This is a genomic window from Pseudoalteromonas sp. RWi3 (assembly GCF_054960735.1).
Genome location: NZ_JBHNYL010000010.1, coordinates 69886 through 86429, shown reverse-complemented (window position 1 = coordinate 86429; position 16544 = coordinate 69886). Strand labels below are relative to the sequence as shown.

The 16544-nt window shown below is 42.4% G+C and carries 17 protein-coding genes; 5 read left to right on the top strand and 12 right to left on the bottom strand.

The genetic code is table 11. The features are described 5' to 3' along the window. Positions 1–106 precede the first annotated feature (106 nt). From hflX to cutA, 11 genes are all read right to left on the bottom strand, one after another. Positions 107–1390 (bottom strand): ribosome rescue GTPase HflX, encoded by a 1284-nt coding sequence (gene hflX, locus ACFI4Z_RS13535; RefSeq protein ID WP_058560838.1) that lies wholly within the window; start codon positions 1388–1390, stop codon positions 107–109. A gap of 16 nt (positions 1391–1406) precedes the next feature. Beyond that, on the bottom strand, positions 1407–1673 hold the full coding sequence (gene hfq, locus ACFI4Z_RS13530) for an RNA chaperone Hfq (RefSeq protein ID WP_058560837.1): 267 nt from the start codon (positions 1671–1673) through the stop codon (positions 1407–1409). An 80-nt stretch (positions 1674–1753) separates the two neighbouring features. Beyond that, positions 1754–2671: a tRNA (adenosine(37)-N6)-dimethylallyltransferase MiaA gene (miaA, locus tag ACFI4Z_RS13525; RefSeq protein ID WP_462671049.1), complete on the bottom strand. Its 918-nt coding sequence runs from the start codon at positions 2669–2671 to the stop codon at positions 1754–1756. Between the two features lie 10 nt (positions 2672–2681). Further along, on the bottom strand, positions 2682–4517 hold the full coding sequence (mutL, locus tag ACFI4Z_RS13520; RefSeq protein ID WP_462671048.1) for a DNA mismatch repair endonuclease MutL: 1836 nt from the start codon (positions 4515–4517) through the stop codon (positions 2682–2684). Between the two features lie 16 nt (positions 4518–4533). After that, a complete protein-coding gene (locus ACFI4Z_RS13515) occupies positions 4534–5877 on the bottom strand; it encodes an N-acetylmuramoyl-L-alanine amidase (protein ID WP_462671047.1) in 1344 nt (447 codons plus the stop codon). Positions 5878–5907: 30 nt separating this feature from the next. Further along, entirely contained in the window at positions 5908–6375 is a 468-nt protein-coding gene (gene tsaE, locus ACFI4Z_RS13510) for a tRNA (adenosine(37)-N6)-threonylcarbamoyltransferase complex ATPase subunit type 1 TsaE (protein ID WP_099295427.1), read from the bottom strand. A 144-nt stretch (positions 6376–6519) separates the two neighbouring features. After that, positions 6520–7860 carry an acetyl-CoA carboxylase biotin carboxylase subunit gene (accC, locus tag ACFI4Z_RS13505; RefSeq protein ID WP_099295428.1) on the bottom strand — a complete coding sequence of 447 codons (1341 nt, stop codon included), beginning with the start codon at positions 7858–7860 and terminating at the stop codon, positions 6520–6522. A gap of 26 nt (positions 7861–7886) precedes the next feature. Further along, on the bottom strand, positions 7887–8351 hold the full coding sequence (accB, locus tag ACFI4Z_RS13500) for an acetyl-CoA carboxylase biotin carboxyl carrier protein (RefSeq protein ID WP_099295429.1): 465 nt from the start codon (positions 8349–8351) through the stop codon (positions 7887–7889). Between the two features lie 33 nt (positions 8352–8384). Next, positions 8385–8837 (bottom strand): type II 3-dehydroquinate dehydratase, encoded by a 453-nt coding sequence (aroQ, locus tag ACFI4Z_RS13495; RefSeq protein ID WP_462671046.1) that lies wholly within the window; start codon positions 8835–8837, stop codon positions 8385–8387. 226 nt (positions 8838–9063) lie between these two features. Then, positions 9064–10896 carry a protein-disulfide reductase DsbD gene (locus ACFI4Z_RS13490; protein ID WP_462671045.1) on the bottom strand — a complete coding sequence of 611 codons (1833 nt, stop codon included), beginning with the start codon at positions 10894–10896 and terminating at the stop codon, positions 9064–9066. Next, positions 10896–11216: a divalent-cation tolerance protein CutA gene (gene cutA / locus ACFI4Z_RS13485; RefSeq protein ID WP_099295432.1), complete on the bottom strand. Its 321-nt coding sequence runs from the start codon at positions 11214–11216 to the stop codon at positions 10896–10898. The genes ACFI4Z_RS13490 and cutA overlap by 1 nt, the downstream gene beginning before the upstream one ends. Positions 11217–11380: 164 nt before the next feature. On the opposite strand from cutA, the gene ACFI4Z_RS13480 reads away from it, so the two are divergent. From ACFI4Z_RS13480 to groL, 3 genes are all read left to right on the top strand, one after another. Further along, complete coding sequence (locus tag ACFI4Z_RS13480; RefSeq protein WP_462671044.1) at positions 11381–11857, top strand: FxsA family protein; 477 nt, start codon at positions 11381–11383, stop codon at positions 11855–11857. Positions 11858–12008: 151 nt separating this feature from the next. After that, positions 12009–12296, top strand: a complete 288-nt coding sequence (locus ACFI4Z_RS13475) for a co-chaperone GroES (protein ID WP_016709118.1) — start codon at positions 12009–12011, stop codon at positions 12294–12296. 47 nt (positions 12297–12343) lie between these two features. Next, positions 12344–13993, top strand: a complete 1650-nt coding sequence (gene groL, locus ACFI4Z_RS13470) for a chaperonin GroEL (protein WP_462671043.1) — start codon at positions 12344–12346, stop codon at positions 13991–13993. A 142-nt stretch (positions 13994–14135) separates the two neighbouring features. Here groL and ACFI4Z_RS13465 read toward each other — a convergent pair whose 3' ends face one another. Beyond that, a complete protein-coding gene (locus ACFI4Z_RS13465; RefSeq protein WP_462671042.1) occupies positions 14136–15623 on the bottom strand; it encodes an NAD(P)H-hydrate dehydratase in 1488 nt (495 codons plus the stop codon). 135 nt (positions 15624–15758) lie between these two features. On the opposite strand from ACFI4Z_RS13465, the gene ACFI4Z_RS13460 reads away from it, so the two are divergent. Then, entirely contained in the window at positions 15759–16034 is a 276-nt protein-coding gene (locus ACFI4Z_RS13460; RefSeq protein ID WP_462671041.1) for a hypothetical protein, read from the top strand. Continuing rightward, positions 16031–16492: a hypothetical protein gene (locus ACFI4Z_RS13455; protein WP_462671040.1), complete on the top strand. Its 462-nt coding sequence runs from the start codon at positions 16031–16033 to the stop codon at positions 16490–16492. The genes ACFI4Z_RS13460 and ACFI4Z_RS13455 overlap by 4 nt, the downstream gene beginning before the upstream one ends. Positions 16493–16544: the final 52 nt, after the last annotated feature.

Sequence of the window (16544 nt, the reverse complement as noted above, 5' to 3'; positions counted from 1 at the left end):
AGCTATACTCCATTGTTATCTAAATAATTTAGGTAATTGTGTTAAATCTACCAAATATACTGCCGTTCTCATACTAAAAACGACAGCAAGCAGTAAATTTTTACTTCTATAAAATAAATGAATCGATTTCTGGGCCAAACTCTTTCTTTAATTTGTTCCATTCAACCATTGGCATACGTGTGGTCAACAACCACTGCCCGTGTTCATCAAAATCTTCTTCGTGCACAGCGTTTAAACTAAACAATGATGCACGCAAGCGCCCATATTGCGGCGCAAGTTTAAGTGTATGTGCGAACATTTTCTTCGCAAGCAGCTCGCTTATCGCCTCTGAAAGCAGCTCACAACCTAAGCCACTTTGTGCAGACAACCATACTCTTATAGGCATGCCCTCGTCATCACGATCAATTCTCGGAGCAACATCTTCCAGTGCATCAATTTTATTATAAACGAGTAATTGCGGCACTTCGTCAGCCTCAATTTCTTTTAAAACCGATTGTACCTGTTCTATATTTTCTTTGCGACGTGCATCAGCCACATCAACAACATGTAGTTGTAAATCAGCTTCACGGGTTTCCGTCAGGGTCGCTTTAAACGCAGCGACTAAATCATGCGGTAAATGACGAATAAAACCAACCGTATCGGCAAGAATGACTGAACCTACATCGCCTATTTCAAGCTTACGCAATGTTGGGTCTAGGGTTGCAAACAGCTGATCCGCTGCATATACGTCTGAGTTAGTGATGCGATTGAATAAAGTAGATTTACCCGCATTAGTATAACCAACCAAAGAGACTGTTGGAATTTCATTACGGTTTCGGGCTCTGCGCCCTTGCTCACGTTGCACAGCTACTTTATCTAAGCGTGCACGGATACTTTGAATCCGAGCGCGTAATAAACGTCTATCGGTTTCTAGCTGTGTCTCACCGGGTCCACGTAGACCAATACCGCCTTTTTGGCGCTCAAGGTGAGTCCACCCTCGTATTAAACGAGTCGACATATGACGCAGTTGTGCTAACTCAACTTGCAGCTTACCTTCATGGGTACGCGCTCGCTGAGCAAAAATATCAAGTATCAGGGTCGTTCTATCAAGCACTCGACATTGACAAACAAGCTCTAAATTACGCTCTTGAGAGGGTCTGAGTTGATGGTTGAATATGACGACATCTGCATTGTGGATTTTGACAATCTCAGCAATCTCTTCTGCTTTACCGCTACCGACGAATAGTTTCGGATGTGGTGATTGACGGCTGCCTTGCACAACCGCCAAACTGCTAACACCAGCAGAAGATACTAACATTTCCAGTTCATGAAGATCTTCACGATCTCCTTCTTGAGGAAAGTCAATATGAACTAAGACTGCCTGTTCGCCGGCTTTATAACGGTCAAACAAGCATTACGCTCCTAATTTAAAAATTTCCAGGTTCTGGCTGCTCATCACCCTCTTCACTTCCTTGAACACCTTGGAAGTTTACTGCGCGAGCAGGGACTACTGTTGAAATGGCGTGCTTATACACCATTTGGTTTACTGTGTTTTCAAGTAAAATTACAAATTGGTCAAACGACTGAATCTTACCTTGTAGTTTGATGCCATTAACCAAAAAGATTGATACTGGAATACGCTCACGACGTAACGCATTCAAAAATGGGTCTTGTAACGATTGGCCTTTTGCCATGTTATTATCCTTCGTTCTAGGTGTTATTATAATTAAGTGGCTGAACTCATTTAACAAAGCTAAAAAATATTCAACTACTACTAGCTTAGCGAACTTACAACACGTTGCAAGTTTTCTTCATCACCGGTCGTTAACCAAGTTACCTCTGGCCAGCTTCTCAACCAGGTCAACTGACGTTTAGCAAGTTGTCGAGTGGCTGCAATACCGCGAAACACCATGTCATCATAGTCTGTCTCGCCAGCAATGTAATCCCACATTTGTCTATACCCTACACAACGAATCGAGGGTAAGTTTGGGTGCAAATCATTACGTTGATATAGGGACGAAACTTCTTTTTCAAACCCCTCATCAAGCATTATTTTAAACCTTTGTTCTATACGCTCATGTAAATCAGCCCGATCATCAGGCGCAATAGCAAATTGATAAAACGTATAAGGTAATTTAGGCTGCTTTTGTTTTTGCAGCTCAGTCATTGTTTTACCTGTTAAACGATAAACCTCTAACGCACGGTTAATACGCTGAGAATCGTTTTCACTCATTTTTTCTGCAGCGAGTGGGTCCACCGCAGCCAGCTCCTTATAAAGCGCAGGCCATCCGTATTGTTGCGCTTGTGCTTCAAGCTCAGCTCTAATAACAGGGCAAGCCTCTGGCAGTGGCGATAAACCATCAATAAGTGCTTTAAAATACATCATAGTACCGCCTACTAGCACCGGCACTTTACCTTGTTTATGAAATTGATCAATTTTTTCAATCGCATCACGACGAAAATCTGCCACAGAATAACTCTGAGCAGGGTCTATCATATCAATTAGATGATGTGGTGCTAGCGCTAACTCTTGCGCATTTGGCTTAGCAGTACCGATATCCATATCTTTATACACTAAGGCTGAATCAACGCTGATTATTTCGGTTTTTAAATGCTGACAAAGTTCAATAGCCAGTGCTGTTTTGCCTGCGGCTGTTGGACCCATTAAAAATATGACCGGTAAATTACTCAACGCGTTAACCCTAATCTAGCTGTGTTAAATAGTGATGTAAGTCTATTTTAACTGCTTTTTCGCGCAAACGTTGAATTGTTTGCGGATTATTTTTCATTTGTTGTAACTCGCCTGCAAATGCTTGGCTTGCAAAATAACGCTCAGGCACGTTGCTCTGCTGCCATTTAAGCCAATCTGTTAGGTTGTCGAGTTGTTGTTTACTTACCTGCAGCAAAGCTTCAATGGCTTGGCTTACATCTAATAAATACAAGCTATGAGGCAACTTTTTCACCATGACAAATTGCTTTTCAATATTGAGCTCAAAACCTAGTAAATTAAACCATGACTGCTGCTCGGTTAATATTTTTTGATCGTCCGCACTAATGTTTACGCGCACGGGGAGCAGTAATGCTTTACCCTCAAGGCTTGCTTGTTCTGTCATTTGCTGTTGCCAGTAATCGGCTAAAACATATTTAAAATGAGAGCAATACAGTTGCTGCTGCTGTGTAAAAACACAGCTGCCGTCTTGTTGAACTATTAATGAGGTTGTACTAATACTCTGTGCAGGCGCTAGGGCTGGGGTTTGTTGTGTTGTTGAGGTCGCTACACTGTCAAAGTGTACGGCATGTTGTTCACTTACCCCTTGGTAAAATGCGTTAACATCATGAAGCGACGCTTTACTTTCTCTTTGCCCAGAAAACCCACTCGCAGCAGAGCCACTTGCTCGCGATATTCCACCCGAATAGCTAACAGGCTGACTCGGTTGCAAAGGCGTTTTTGGGTAATCGAACACATCAGCTTGCTCAACAGACGCCGCACTTGCAAAGCGCTCAGTTGGCTGAGCCTGCTGTGGTATTTGTGGCGCGACAAAATCATCCTGCAAAGGCACAACGACTTGTTTTACAGCTTGCAGTATAAAGTCATGCACCAAACGACCTTGATGAAAGCGTACTTCATGCTTTGCCGGGTGCACGTTTACATCTACTTGACGCGGGTCAATATCGATATATATCACAAAGCCGGGTAACTCTTCTTGCCCAGCCACTTCTTCAAATGCTTGGCGAATAGCATGCAGAATAAGTTTATCCCGCATCATCCTATTATTTACATAGGTATATTGTGTGGTATTACTAGAACCCACAGGTAATACCCAACCGTGTAACTGCAAACCTGCATCACCGGATTCAATATGCAAACCTTGCTCAGCAAAGGCTTTGCCTGCAACTTGCGCGACTCGGGTAATTGCTTGGTTGGGATCAGTTTTAGCGCGATATTGGCGCACAACTTTAGCGTTATGCGTTAAGGTAATCGATACATCAAAGCGGCTCAGAGCAATCCGCTTAATGAGTTCATCAATGTGGTTAAACTCGGTCTTTTCAGTACGTAAAAACTTACGCCGCGCTGGCGTATTAAAGAATAAGTCTTTTACTTCAATCGTGGTGCCATCAGGGTGAGCTGTAGGTTTGACTTGCACTGCCATGTCGCGGCCTTCAGCACAAGCTTGCCAAGCAGCCTCTTGCGCTTTTGTTTTAGAGCTAAGCGTCAACCGAGACACCGAGCTAATTGATGCTAAGGCTTCACCACGAAAGCCTAATGAACAAATGTTTTCTAAATCATCCAGGGATTTTAGTTTACTCGTAGCATGACGAGACAGCGCCAATGTAAGCTCATCTTTATTAATGCCTGAACCATTATCTCTAATTCGAATAAGTTTGTGGCCGCCACGCTCAATATCAATTTGAATACGCGTTGCACCTGCGTCTAAGCTATTTTCAACCAACTCTTTAACAACTGACGCTGGCCTTTCAACCACTTCACCTGCTGCAATTTGGTTAGCCAATCGCGCTGGTAATATTTCAATACTCATACTCATCCTAACGATTTTAGCTTTGTGGGATATCGAGCTCTTGGCCGATAAATAAAGTGTTTGATTTGAGTTTATTGGCGCGTTTCAATTTATTCACACTCACCCCATAGCGATTCGCAAGTAAGCTTAATGACTCTCCTGGACGAACTTTATGTGTGGTCGGGTGTTGCGATTTTAATGATGCAAACAACGAATCATCGGGTGGGTTTTTAAGGTAATAATTTTTCAATGAAGTAAAGATTGCTCTCGCCAGCCGCTCTTGATAGTCCGCTGTTTTCAACAAGCGCTCTTCACGTGGGTTGGAAATAAACCCAGTTTCAACCAGTATTGACGGGATATCTGGAGACTTTAATACCCCAAAGCTTGCCGCTTGCGGACGCTTTTTGTGCATTTTGGCTACTTTTTTTAGTTCATCCATCACTTCTTCGGCAACGCTAAAGCCCGTTTTCATGGAATGATCCATCGACATATCAAGCAACGCTTGTGCTAAGTATTTCTCGCTGGCGGTATTTTTTATTACACCTGCTGCACCGCCAAGAAGTTCCGAATGTTTTTCTTTATCCTCAAGCCATTTACCTATTTCAGAGTTGGCACGGCGCAATGATAAAACCCACACAGACGCACCACTGGGCTGAGGACTAGTAAATGCATCAGCATGAATTGATACAAAAAAGTCTGCTTTTTTCTCTCGCGCACGGCTAGTTCGGGTGTTTAAATTAACAAAGTAATCACCTCGGCGAACCATTCTTGAAATCATGCCTTTTTCGGCATCAATCATTCGCTCTAAACGTTTTGCTATTTGCAATGTAATCGTTTTCTCATAGGTGCCTGATGGCCCTATAGAGCCAGGATCTTCGCCACCATGGCCTGCATCAATAGCAATCACAATGTCGCGTTGTTTACTTAACTCACGTTTTTTCACTGCGGTATTACTACTTTGCGCGACTGGTTTTGCTTGTTCTTTATCGTAAAGGTCTACCACTAAACGATTTTTATATGGCCCAGTTGGAGCCAAAGCAAATAATACCGGTTTAACTGAACCGGTTAGCTCAAAAACAAAACGTACACCTTTACTATTTTTAGCTTTGGAATAACGCAGTTTACTAACAATTTGATGTTTTTTAGGAATGCTAGGCAGGTTTTTAATTTTATTAGTATGTTCTAAGTCAACCACGAGGCGTAACGGATTCTTCAGCATAAAGTAGCTAAAGTCTGGTTTGTCAGTTAAATCAAAAACAACACGAGTGCTATCAGGAGACGGCCACACACGCACACTGTTAATAGTGTTCTGTGCAAAAACCCCTTGGCTTATTGCAAATAACAAACAAGCACACACCCATTTAATGACTACTCGACCCATCTGATCCACTACACCTTTAATTATTATTTTTTAATCTCGAGTTAATTGCTCTACTACTGCTTTGCCGCGCTGGCTCACGCTACAAACTTCAATTTCACGGGCCTCACCAACATAGCGCATTGTAATATCTAAGTCAGGAACAGGTATACACTCCCCGCCTTTCTCAGGCCATTCAACAACACAAATTGCATCATTTGAAAAATAATCACGAATACCCATATATTCTAGCTCTTCAGGGTCACCCAAGCGGTATAAATCAAAGTGGTACACATTGGCTTTTGCTAATTCATAAGGCTCGACTAATGTATAGGTTGGACTCTTAACCTTACCTTGATGGCCGAACCCTTGCACTATACCCCGTGTTAATGTGGTTTTTCCGGCGCCTAAATCACCATGTAAATAAATAACCACGCCTTGCTCAGTTAAACTTGCAAGCTTATTACCCATTGCGACCGTTGCTGCTTCATCAGCAAGTTGAAAACCAACACTCAGGGTCATTATTACCTCATGAAAAACAAATAAGTTATTACTGTATTAATCATACCAGATTATTTTTGTATCGCGAATACAGTGCCACTGTTCGTTAGAGCTAAAAAAACCGGCAAAGTTGCCGGTTTTTTAAATTATTAGTTTTATAAATGCTTATAAACCTAATTTCTTCTCAAGATAGTGGATATTGGTTCCACCATTTTGGAAGTTTTCATCTGCTAAGATTTTCTTATGCAGTGGCGTATTGGTTTTAATACCGTCAATCACTAACTCATTTAATGCATTGCGTGCACGGGCAATAGCTACATCACGGTTTTCACCGTAAGTAATGAGCTTACCAATCATTGAGTCATAGTGTGGTGGTACTTTATAGTCTGCATAAATATGGCTATCCCAACGAATACCTAGGCCACCCGCAGGATGGAAACGGGTAATTTTGCCCGGCGAAGGAATAAACGTTTCAGGGTCTTCTGCATTGATACGACATTCAATAGCATGGCCACGAATAACCACATCATCTTGTGTGAATGACAATGGCTGACCAGCAGCAATTTTTAACTGCTCTTTAATTAAGTCAACGCCACTAACCATTTCAGTTACAGGGTGCTCAACCTGAATACGGGTATTCATTTCGATGAAATAGAACTCGCCGTTTTCATATAAGAACTCAAACGTACCTGCACCGCGATAACCAATCTCGATACACGCACGTGTACAGCGTTCACCAATGAATTTACGTACTTCAGCAGTGATACCCGGCGCTGGCGCTTCTTCAACTACTTTTTGATGACGACGCTGCATTGAACAGTCACGCTCACCTAAGTGAACCGCGTTACCTTGACCATCAGCAAGTACTTGAATTTCGATATGGCGTGGGTTTTCAAGGAATTTCTCCATGTAAACCATACTATTACCGAAGAACTGTTTTGCTTCTTGCTGAGTCAGTGCGATTGAATCTATAAGCTCTGATTCGTTACGTACAACACGCATACCACGACCACCGCCACCACCAGCTGCTTTGATGATTACCGGGTAACCGATACGCTTAGCAATTTGCATGTTGCGCTCTTTGTCATCTGATACTGGACCGTCAGAACCTGGAACACACGGCACACCCGCTTTACGCATAGCATTGATTGCCGATACTTTATCGCCCATTAGGCGAATGGTATCGCCCTTAGGACCAATAAATACAAAACCGCTTTGCTCAACTTGGTCTGCAAAATCAGCGTTTTCAGCAAGGAAACCATAACCAGGGTGAATCGCAACCGCATCGGTTACTTCTGCCGCAGCAATAATACGCGGAATGTCTAAGTAACTTTCAGTTGCTGAAGGTCTACCGATACAGATTGTTTCATCTGCTAACAATACGTGCTTAAGATCGCGATCCGCCGTTGAATGCACAGCAACCGTTTTGATCCCAAGCTCTTTGCAGGCGCGCAATATACGAAGTGCTATTTCACCTCGATTTGCAATGACTACTTTATCTAACATGAGAGTTGGCCTCTAAGGTTGCACTATTATTCAATGATGAATAAAGGTTGATCAAATTCTACTGGCTCACCATTTTCAACTAAAATAGCTTTTACTGTACCGGCTTTGTCTGACTCAATTTGGTTCATCATTTTCATTGCTTCGATGATACAAAGTGTGTCACCCACATTAACTTTAGAACCCACTTCAACATAGGCAGGTGCTTCTGGTGATGCTGCTGCATAAAAAGAACCAACCATTGGTGATAATACTTGATGACCGGTTGGTGCTGCTGGCGCTGCTGCTTCAGTTGATGCTGCTGGAGCCGCAGGTGCTGGTGCCGCTGCTGGAGCTGGTGCGTACTGAGGAGCATATTGTGGAGCGTAAGCAGGACCTGCACTCATATTATTACGGTTAATACGTACTGACTCTTCACCTTCGGTGATTTCTAATTCAGCAATACCTGATTCTTCTACTAGTTCAATTAGTTTTTTGATCTTGCGAATATCCATGAACGACCCGCCTTCTAGTTTGTGTGTTTAAAATTAATTTGCGTTTTGCAACCGACTAACAGCAGCTTCTAATGCTGCGCGATAACCCATTGCACCTAATCCACATACCACGCCTTGTGCTACATCCGAAAAATACGAATGATGACGAAACGCTTCCCGCGCATGCACATTTGTTAAGTGCACTTCATAAAACGGGATATCAACACTCAGCAAAGCATCACGTAAAGCTACGCTTGTATGCGTAAATGCTGCTGGATTGATAATAATGCAATCAATAACTTGCCAAGCACTATGTATATGCTCAATTAAAGCTTGCTCACTATTACTTTGAAAATGCGTTAACTCAACATCTAAACCATGGGCGACGGTTGTTAGTTCGCTCATAATTTCGCCCAGCGTTTGTGAACCATATTTCTCAGGTTCACGCTTACCAAGCATATTTAAGTTAGGGCCATTTAGAACAAAAATCTTAAATTTTGCAGCCATAATACGCGATAATCCTATAAATAATGAGTTAAGCCATTTTTACTATAAAACCCACTAATTAGCTTGGGGTTAAACATAAAATAACAAGTATTTCTCACGTTAACCACCTATTATAGCCAGTTCGATGTAAATAGCAGCAAAATACTGGTCTAATGACTAGGTATACCCGAGAAACAAAAAACGCCACTACAGTGAGTGGCGTTGTTTTAAATTGTACAAAAAGTAATTATTCAGCGTGTTCACGCACCTTTATTAGCTTTTTAGTAAAATCCTCTGCGTCTAAAAAGCCTGTCACACGTTGCGCTGCAAGCTCTTCACCTTGCGTATCAAAGAACAAGATACTAGGTAATCCAAATACCGTATATTCTTCCATCACTTCAATGGTAGTTTCATCGCTCTCAGTAAGATCAATCTTTAATAACTCAAAATGAGCAAACTCGGCTTGCACATTTTGTTCAGGGAAGGTGTATTTTTCAAACTCTTTACAAGCAACACACCACTCAGCATAAAGGTCCACCATCACTAAACGACCTTCATTATTGGCATCACTAATTGCTTGCTTGAGTTCAGCTAAATCAGCAACCAATTTAAATTCATGCTTTTGTGATTTTTGCTCAGTAGAGGCGCTAATAGTTGGTGCTGGCCAAATATAGTTTTTAGTTAAACTTACACCGGTAATAACCAATATCGTTGCAGCAAACCACAGTGCAGTTTTGAGCTTGCCTTGGCTTTGGCCACTTTGCCAATGATGTAAATAAAGCGCTGTTGCTAATGCGAGTAAGCCAGCCATTAATAGTATGATGTCAAAATCAACAATACGTTCGAGCAGTATCAGCGGAACAACTAGCATGATAAAACCAAATAAGGTTTTAACTTGTTCCATCCAACCACCCGCTTTAGGCAGTAACTTACCGCCTGAGGTACCTAACAGCAATAATGGTATGCCCATACCAAGGCTCAAAACATAAAGCGTTAAACCGCCGACTAAGTAGTCACCGCTTTGCGCAACAAATAATAACGCTGCTGATAATGGTGCTGTCGTGCAAGGTGATGCTATCAGGCCAGATAAAACCCCCATCAAAAATACACCAATATAATTGCCACCTTTTTGATTATTACTCACCTGCGTTAGCTTATTCATCATGGAGCTTGGTAATTTTATTTCGTACCAACCAAACATCGACATAGCAAGTAATACAAATAATAAGCTAAAGCTAATTAACACATAGGGGTGCTGTAAATAACCTTGCACTTGGCCACCTAACGCAGCAACCACAAGACCCAGCGCTGCATAAGTGACCGCCATGCCTTGAATGTACACAAACGATAGTGCAAATGCTTTTTTTGTAGAGAGGTTTTGTTGCCCAGCAATCAAGCTCGACAAGATAGGAAACATTGGAAATACACAAGGAGTAAATGCTAAGCCAATGCCTACTAAAAAGAAAATAGCTAAATTAGTTAGCAAGCCTTGTGATGCCAGTTTTTCGGTAAAGTTTTGTTCTTTTTCAACGTCATCTTGTTGTACAGTAGTAGTTTCATTTACAGCTGATGGGTCACTATTAAGAGCAGCTAATGCGCTTGATGTGTCTGTTGCGCTATTATTTGATGGCGGGTTTTCACCTGTAATAACGCTCAGTGGAATAGAAATAATTTCAGGAGGGTAGCAAAGTCCTGCTTCGGCGCAGCCTTGATAGCGAACTTTAACAACCCCCTCTTTTGCCACATTCGATAATTTACTAATAACACTTAAAGAGTCAAAGAAGACCTCTGTTTTACCAAAGAATTCATCTTCTATGATCACTCCTTCACCAAGTGAAGGCACAGTGATTTCAGCGTCTTTAGCAATGATCTCAAGCTTCTTTTTATAAAGGTAATAACCTGGGGCGATATCCCAGCCTATAAATAAAGTGCTGCCTTGCTGATCAAAATCAAATGTGAAAGCCTGATCTACAGGTAGAAAAGTTTGATCAGCCGGCTTTAATAAATCACTCAGCACATTATTAGTTGCTTGTGCAGGTAGTAACCACAGCGTACAAAGCAAGAAAACAAAAAACCGCATTAATTAAGTACCTCATCCATCCAATTAAAATAGGCTAAATTGCCCGTTGATACATCAACCACCTGAATTTCAGGAATCTCATAACTATGTAACTGCTTTATAGTTTGGATAACTTGATTCATTTTTTCAGACTTAGTTTTAATAAGCAGCTTGCATTCTGTAGCCTGCGTTACTTCACCTTCCCACATATAAACTGACTCAACATTGGGTAAAATGCTAACGCACGCGGCTAATTTTAGGCTTACCAACTGCTCTGCCATAGCACGCGCCTCAGTAGCGTTTTCACATGTGGTAAAAACTAGTCGAAAATGAGTTGTCATCATATTGAACCTTTAGTTGTTAATTCTGCCCAACTCATAGTAGCTGATAGCTAGAGCAAAGTGTAGCGATGTACTAACGCTATACGTTTACTATTGAAAAAAGACCTGTTAGCCCATATTTATATTTCATCACGATGTTACGTGAGCACACTTTAGAGAGCTTTATGTTTAGATTTTTATTTTTGTTATTTATTCTCGTACCAATTATTGAGATCGCGTTACTCATTCAAGTAGCCGATGTAATTGGTGGCTTTGCCACTATTGCACTAGTGATTTTAACTGCTATTTGCGGTGCAAAATTAGTTAGGCAGCAAGGCATGGGCGCACTGCAAAATGTGCAAACACAAATGGCCCAAGGTCAAATGCCCGCCAAAGAATTATTTACCGGATTATGTGTAATTATCGCCGGTGTTTTATTACTAACCCCAGGCATTATGACCGATGTATTTGGCTTTTTACTACTCATTCCAGCGATTCGCAACAAACTTGCCGCAGGACTTGCCAGCCAAGCAACTGTACGTATGAGTGCAGGTATGCAGCAAGGCCCTTCGCCATTTACCCAGCAGACTCAACAAGAGCATGAACCACGTAAAATGAGTGAGCCAACCACGATTGATGGTGAATACGAGAGAAAAGATTAAAATTTTTATTTTTTTCTCTTGGATTTTTACGCATTACCCCCATTACTGAGTACAACTAAATCGATGCAGTTAAATACAACTGACTTAGCTGCACGAGTACACACAAAACTTTTTTCTGTCCTGTTCAGAAACTGTTAGGAGAACTAAACAAATGAACATTCGTCCTTTACATGATCGCGTGATCGTTAAGCGTCTAGAAGAAGAAACCAAGTCTGCTGGCGGTATTGTATTAACTGGCTCTGCTGCTGAGAAATCAACCCGCGGAGAAGTTGTCGCTGTTGGTAATGGCCGTACTCTAGATAACGGTGATGTGAGAGCATTAGAAGTTAAAGTCGGTGACACTGTGTTATTCGGCTCATATGTTGAAAAAGCTGAAAAGATCGAAGGTCAAGAGTACCTGATCATGCGTGAAGACAACATTTTAGGCATTGTAGGCTAAACCTACTTTTCGTTTAACAAACATTTAAGAATTTAGAGGAAAAAATCATGGCAGCAAAAGAAGTACTTTTTGCAGGTGACGCACGCGGTAAAATGTTAGCTGGCGTAAACATCTTAGCAAACGCAGTTCGTGTAACTTTAGGCCCTAAAGGCCGTAACGTAATCCTAGACAAATCATTTGGCTCACCAGTGATCACTAAAGATGGTGTATCAGTGGCAAAAGAGATCGAACTTGAAGACAAGTTTGAAAACATGGGCGCTCAAATGGTGAAAGAAGTTGCATCTAAAGCAAATGATGCAGCCGGTGACGGTACAACTACCGCTACAGTTTTAGCACAATCTATTGTAAATGAAGGCTTAAAAGCAGTTGCAGCGGGCATGAACCCAATGGACCTTAAGCGCGGTATTGATAAAGCAATCATCGCTGCTGTTGCAGAGCTTAAAGAACTTTCAGTACCATGTGCTGATACTAAAGCAATTGCTCAAGTAGGTACTATTTCAGCTAACTCTGATAAAGAGATTGGCGACATCATTGCAGAAGCGATGGAAAAAGTAGGCCGCAACACAGGTGTTATCACTGTTGAAGAAGGTCAATCACTTGAGAACGAACTTGATGTTGTAGAAGGCATGCAGTTTGACCGTGGTTACTTATCGCCGTATTTCATCAACAACGCTGAAAAAGGCGCAGTTGAACTAGATAACCCATTCATTCTACTTGTAGACAAAAAAGTATCTAACATCCGTGAGTTACTACCTACATTAGAAGCGGTTGCTAAAGCAAGCAAGCCACTACTTATCATTGCTGAAGACCTTGAAGGTGAAGCACTAGCAACACTTGTAGTAAACAACATGCGCGGTATCGTTAAAGTATCAGCTGTGAAAGCACCTGGTTTTGGCGACCGTCGTAAAGCAATGCTACAAGATATCGCAGTATTAACTGGCGGTACTGTTATCTCTGAAGAAATCGGTCTTGAGCTTGAAAAAGCAACAATCGAAGACTTAGGTACAGCTAAGCGCGTAGTAATCACTAAAGATGATACAACGATCATCGACGGTGCTGGCGAAGAAGATGGCATCAACGGTCGTGTTTCACAAATCAAAGCACAAATCGAAGAAGCAACATCTGACTACGACAAAGAGAAACTACAAGAGCGTATGGCAAAACTTGCCGGCGGTGTTGCAGTAATCAAAGTTGGCGCAGCAACTGAAATCGAAATGAAAGAGAAAAAAGACCGCGTTGAAGATGCACTTCATGCAACTCGCGCAGCGGTTGAAGAAGGCGTAGTACCTGGTGGTGGTGTTGCACTAGTTCGTGCTGCTAGCAAACTAGCTGCACTAGTAGGCGACAACGAAGACCAAAGCCACGGTATCAAAGTAGCACTGCGTGCTATGGAAGCACCTCTTCGTCAAATCGTAACTAACGCAGGTGACGAAGCGTCTGTAGTCATTAACGCAGTTAAAGGCGGCGAAGGTAACTACGGTTACAACGCAGCATCTGGCGAATACAACGACATGATTGAAATGGGTATCCTAGATCCAACTAAAGTAACGCGCTCTGCACTACAATTTGCAGGTTCGATTGCGGGTCTTATGATCACCACTGAAGCCATGGTTGCTGAAATCCCTAAAGAAGACGCTGCTGGTGCCCCTGATATGGGTGGCATGGGCGGAATGGGTGGCATGGGCGGCATGATGTAATCATCCCCCTAAGCACTTCGCTTATAAAAACCCAGCTTCGGCTGGGTTTTTGCGTATTGGGGCTTAGTTAGTGAGTCTTGAGAGTAAAGTTAGCGAATTGAATAATTTCAAGATAAAAGGAACAAAGAGAAAGTTTCAAAGCTTAGCTTTCGTTTACCAACTCTCTGACTATTGCAAATAGGTCGCTCGGTAGCATACCTCGTTCGCCATCGCGCTGTGCGGCTATATCTCCGGCTTTTGCGTGTAAGGTCACACCTAAACACGCAGCTTGCTCAGTCGTTAATCCTTGTGCGATAAGGCCAGCAATAATGCCAGTAAGTACATCACCACTGCCGCCTACGGCTAGTGCGGGGTTGCCATCAGTGCATACCCACGCTTTAGTGTCATTAGCGATGATACTACCCGCTCCTTTGAGTACACAGGTCGTTGAATATGTTTCTGTCAATTTGCGTGCACTTTGATATCGCTCTGACTCTATATCATTAATGGTACAATCAAGTAGCCGTGCGGCTTCGCCAGGATGCGGGGTGAATACCGTTTTTTTCAGTGCAATAGGCGATGATTGCTGAGCAATAAGATTTAACGCATCGGCATCGACAACCATTGCTTTATTGTGGGCAACACAGTGTTGAATAACTGCATCAAAAGTGGATTTAGCCCATGGGTCTTGGCCAAGCCCTGGACCAATGGCTATGCATGTAGCCCACTCGAGTGCTGAAGTTAAATCAGCCGCGGTAACCATCAGCTCAGGCCGACCAATACTCACTGCAAGGACTGACTCTGGATGAGTGTATACTTTTACCATACCTGCACCACTGCGCAGCGCGGCCTCACCTGTTAAGCGTATAGCCCCAGCAGTGCCCGCATTACCACCAACACACAGTAACTTGCCATGACTGGCTTTGTGGCTGTTGTTTTGTCGCTTAGTTAAGCCTTGTGTAGTGTCATAATTAATAAGCGCTGCGCTTGGCGTTGCCAATTGGATAAACGCTTGGCCAACGCCTAAGTCTGCAAATTCACATTTACCCGCATATGCTCTGCCCTCGCCCGTTACTAAGCCTTGCTTTATGCCAACAAACGTAACACTAAGCTCGGCTTGAATAGCAATACCTTGTACAACACCGGTGTCAGCATCAATGCCCGAAGGTAAGTCAATCGCAACAATTGGCGCGAGACTATCGTTGGCCGTTTTTATTAATTTAGTAAATGGTTCTCGCACCTCACTTTTAAGACCTGTGCCCAGCAAACCATCAATAATAATGTCAGTAGTTTTTATCGTTTTCGGGTCATAATTTGATATTTCACCGCCAACAGCCAACCACGCTTTTTGCGCTGTTAGCGCATCTCCTGTTAAAGGCTTATCTGGTAATGCAGCAATCACCGTAACCTGTTTACCAGCTTGTTTTGCTAAGCTTGCAACAATATAGCCATCACCAGCATTGTTGCCAACGCCAACTAAAATGACATAATTTTGCGCATGTGGGTAATGTTTAATTACCTGCTCAAACACAGCCTTCCCTGCACGCTCCATCAGCGTATACATAGACACAGCGCTTTGCTCTGCTGCATTAGGCTCGTATCTGCGTACTTGCTCGGCTCTAAATACACATTGGGGTAATTTTGCTGACATATTCAACCTTAATCATGGCTTTTTATCAGCATATAAGCGGTGACAATAGCAGTCAAATAACAAGTGAGTTTCACTGACTTGATATTGTTCAATTAACCCTCATTAACTTCATATTAGTAACCATATTGAAAACAAATGGATTTATTAGATAGGGTTGGCTTTGATACATTATTACTACATTGGCTTGTCGTCACCTTACTGTTACTTATTATAGTGTGGGCCATGAGAAAAATTCTGGCTTCGGGTAAAACTATGTCTCGGGGTGCATTTTTATTTTTGTCTTTCTTCCCGCTTATTTCGTTATTTCCTGTTCCTCCTCCGCAATTTGAGAATGTTCAAAAAGCCAAGCAAGAAAAACGTAAGCGTGAAGAAGACTCGGGCGATCCACCTGATGATGAAACCATAGAATGATAAAAGTAGATTTAGATAATACAAAAAATAACACCGAGAAGCTGTTAATTAGCGCGGGGGTTATCGCATTTACCGCGGCTATCTGGCATTTACTCTGTATTTGGGGTGGGCCAAGCTGGTATGCCTTTGCTAGAGCGCCACACGCCTTGATAGAGTCTGCTCAGCAAGGCACATTCCTTGCGCCTATTGCCACCATTTTAGTTGCAGGGCTTATGTTTACCTGTAGTGCCTATGCGCTTTGTGCTGCGGGCATAATACGAAAAATGCCTTTAACCACAGCGGCTTTATCAACCATCGCATTGATTTGCATAGCCCGTGCTTTAATTGCAATCCCCTTACTCATTCGCTCAACTGAGCTTGATATTTGGCAATTAGTAGCCAGCTTGGTTTGGCTATACGTTGGTATTTGCTTTTTATTAGGCGCTAAACCCTACTGGCAAGTTTACCACCGACACTGAGAGCACTTCACTCTCGCTATCTAACACAAAAAACGGCGCATAACTTTCGTTA

Excerpts from the sequence above, each read along its gene's own strand:
- accB (WP_099295429.1), bottom strand. The coding sequence starts at position 8,351 with ATGGATATTCGCAAGATCAAAAAACTAATTGAACTAGTAGAAGAATCA.
- ACFI4Z_RS13460 (WP_462671041.1), top strand. The coding sequence starts at position 15,759 with ATGGATTTATTAGATAGGGTTGGCTTTGATACATTATTACTACATTGG.
- tsaE (WP_099295427.1), bottom strand. The coding sequence starts at position 6,375 with ATGACCCTGAGTGTTGGTTTTCAACTTGCTGATGAAGCAGCAACGGTC.
- ACFI4Z_RS13475 (WP_016709118.1), top strand. The coding sequence starts at position 12,009 with ATGAACATTCGTCCTTTACATGATCGCGTGATCGTTAAGCGTCTAGAA.
- mutL (WP_462671048.1), bottom strand. The coding sequence starts at position 4,517 with ATGAGTATTGAAATATTACCAGCGCGATTGGCTAACCAAATTGCAGCA.
- cutA (WP_099295432.1), bottom strand. The coding sequence starts at position 11,216 with ATGACAACTCATTTTCGACTAGTTTTTACCACATGTGAAAACGCTACT.
- accC (WP_099295428.1), bottom strand. The coding sequence starts at position 7,860 with ATGTTAGATAAAGTAGTCATTGCAAATCGAGGTGAAATAGCACTTCGT.
- hfq (WP_058560837.1), bottom strand. The coding sequence starts at position 1,673 with ATGGCAAAAGGCCAATCGTTACAAGACCCATTTTTGAATGCGTTACGT.
- ACFI4Z_RS13480 (WP_462671044.1), top strand. The coding sequence starts at position 11,381 with ATGTTTAGATTTTTATTTTTGTTATTTATTCTCGTACCAATTATTGAG.
- ACFI4Z_RS13455 (WP_462671040.1), top strand. The coding sequence starts at position 16,031 with ATGATAAAAGTAGATTTAGATAATACAAAAAATAACACCGAGAAGCTG.
- ACFI4Z_RS13515 (WP_462671047.1), bottom strand. The coding sequence starts at position 5,877 with ATGGGTCGAGTAGTCATTAAATGGGTGTGTGCTTGTTTGTTATTTGCA.
- groL (WP_462671043.1), top strand. The coding sequence starts at position 12,344 with ATGGCAGCAAAAGAAGTACTTTTTGCAGGTGACGCACGCGGTAAAATG.
- ACFI4Z_RS13465 (WP_462671042.1), bottom strand. The coding sequence starts at position 15,623 with ATGTCAGCAAAATTACCCCAATGTGTATTTAGAGCCGAGCAAGTACGC.
- ACFI4Z_RS13490 (WP_462671045.1), bottom strand. The coding sequence starts at position 10,896 with ATGCGGTTTTTTGTTTTCTTGCTTTGTACGCTGTGGTTACTACCTGCA.
- aroQ (WP_462671046.1), bottom strand. The coding sequence starts at position 8,837 with ATGGCTGCAAAATTTAAGATTTTTGTTCTAAATGGCCCTAACTTAAAT.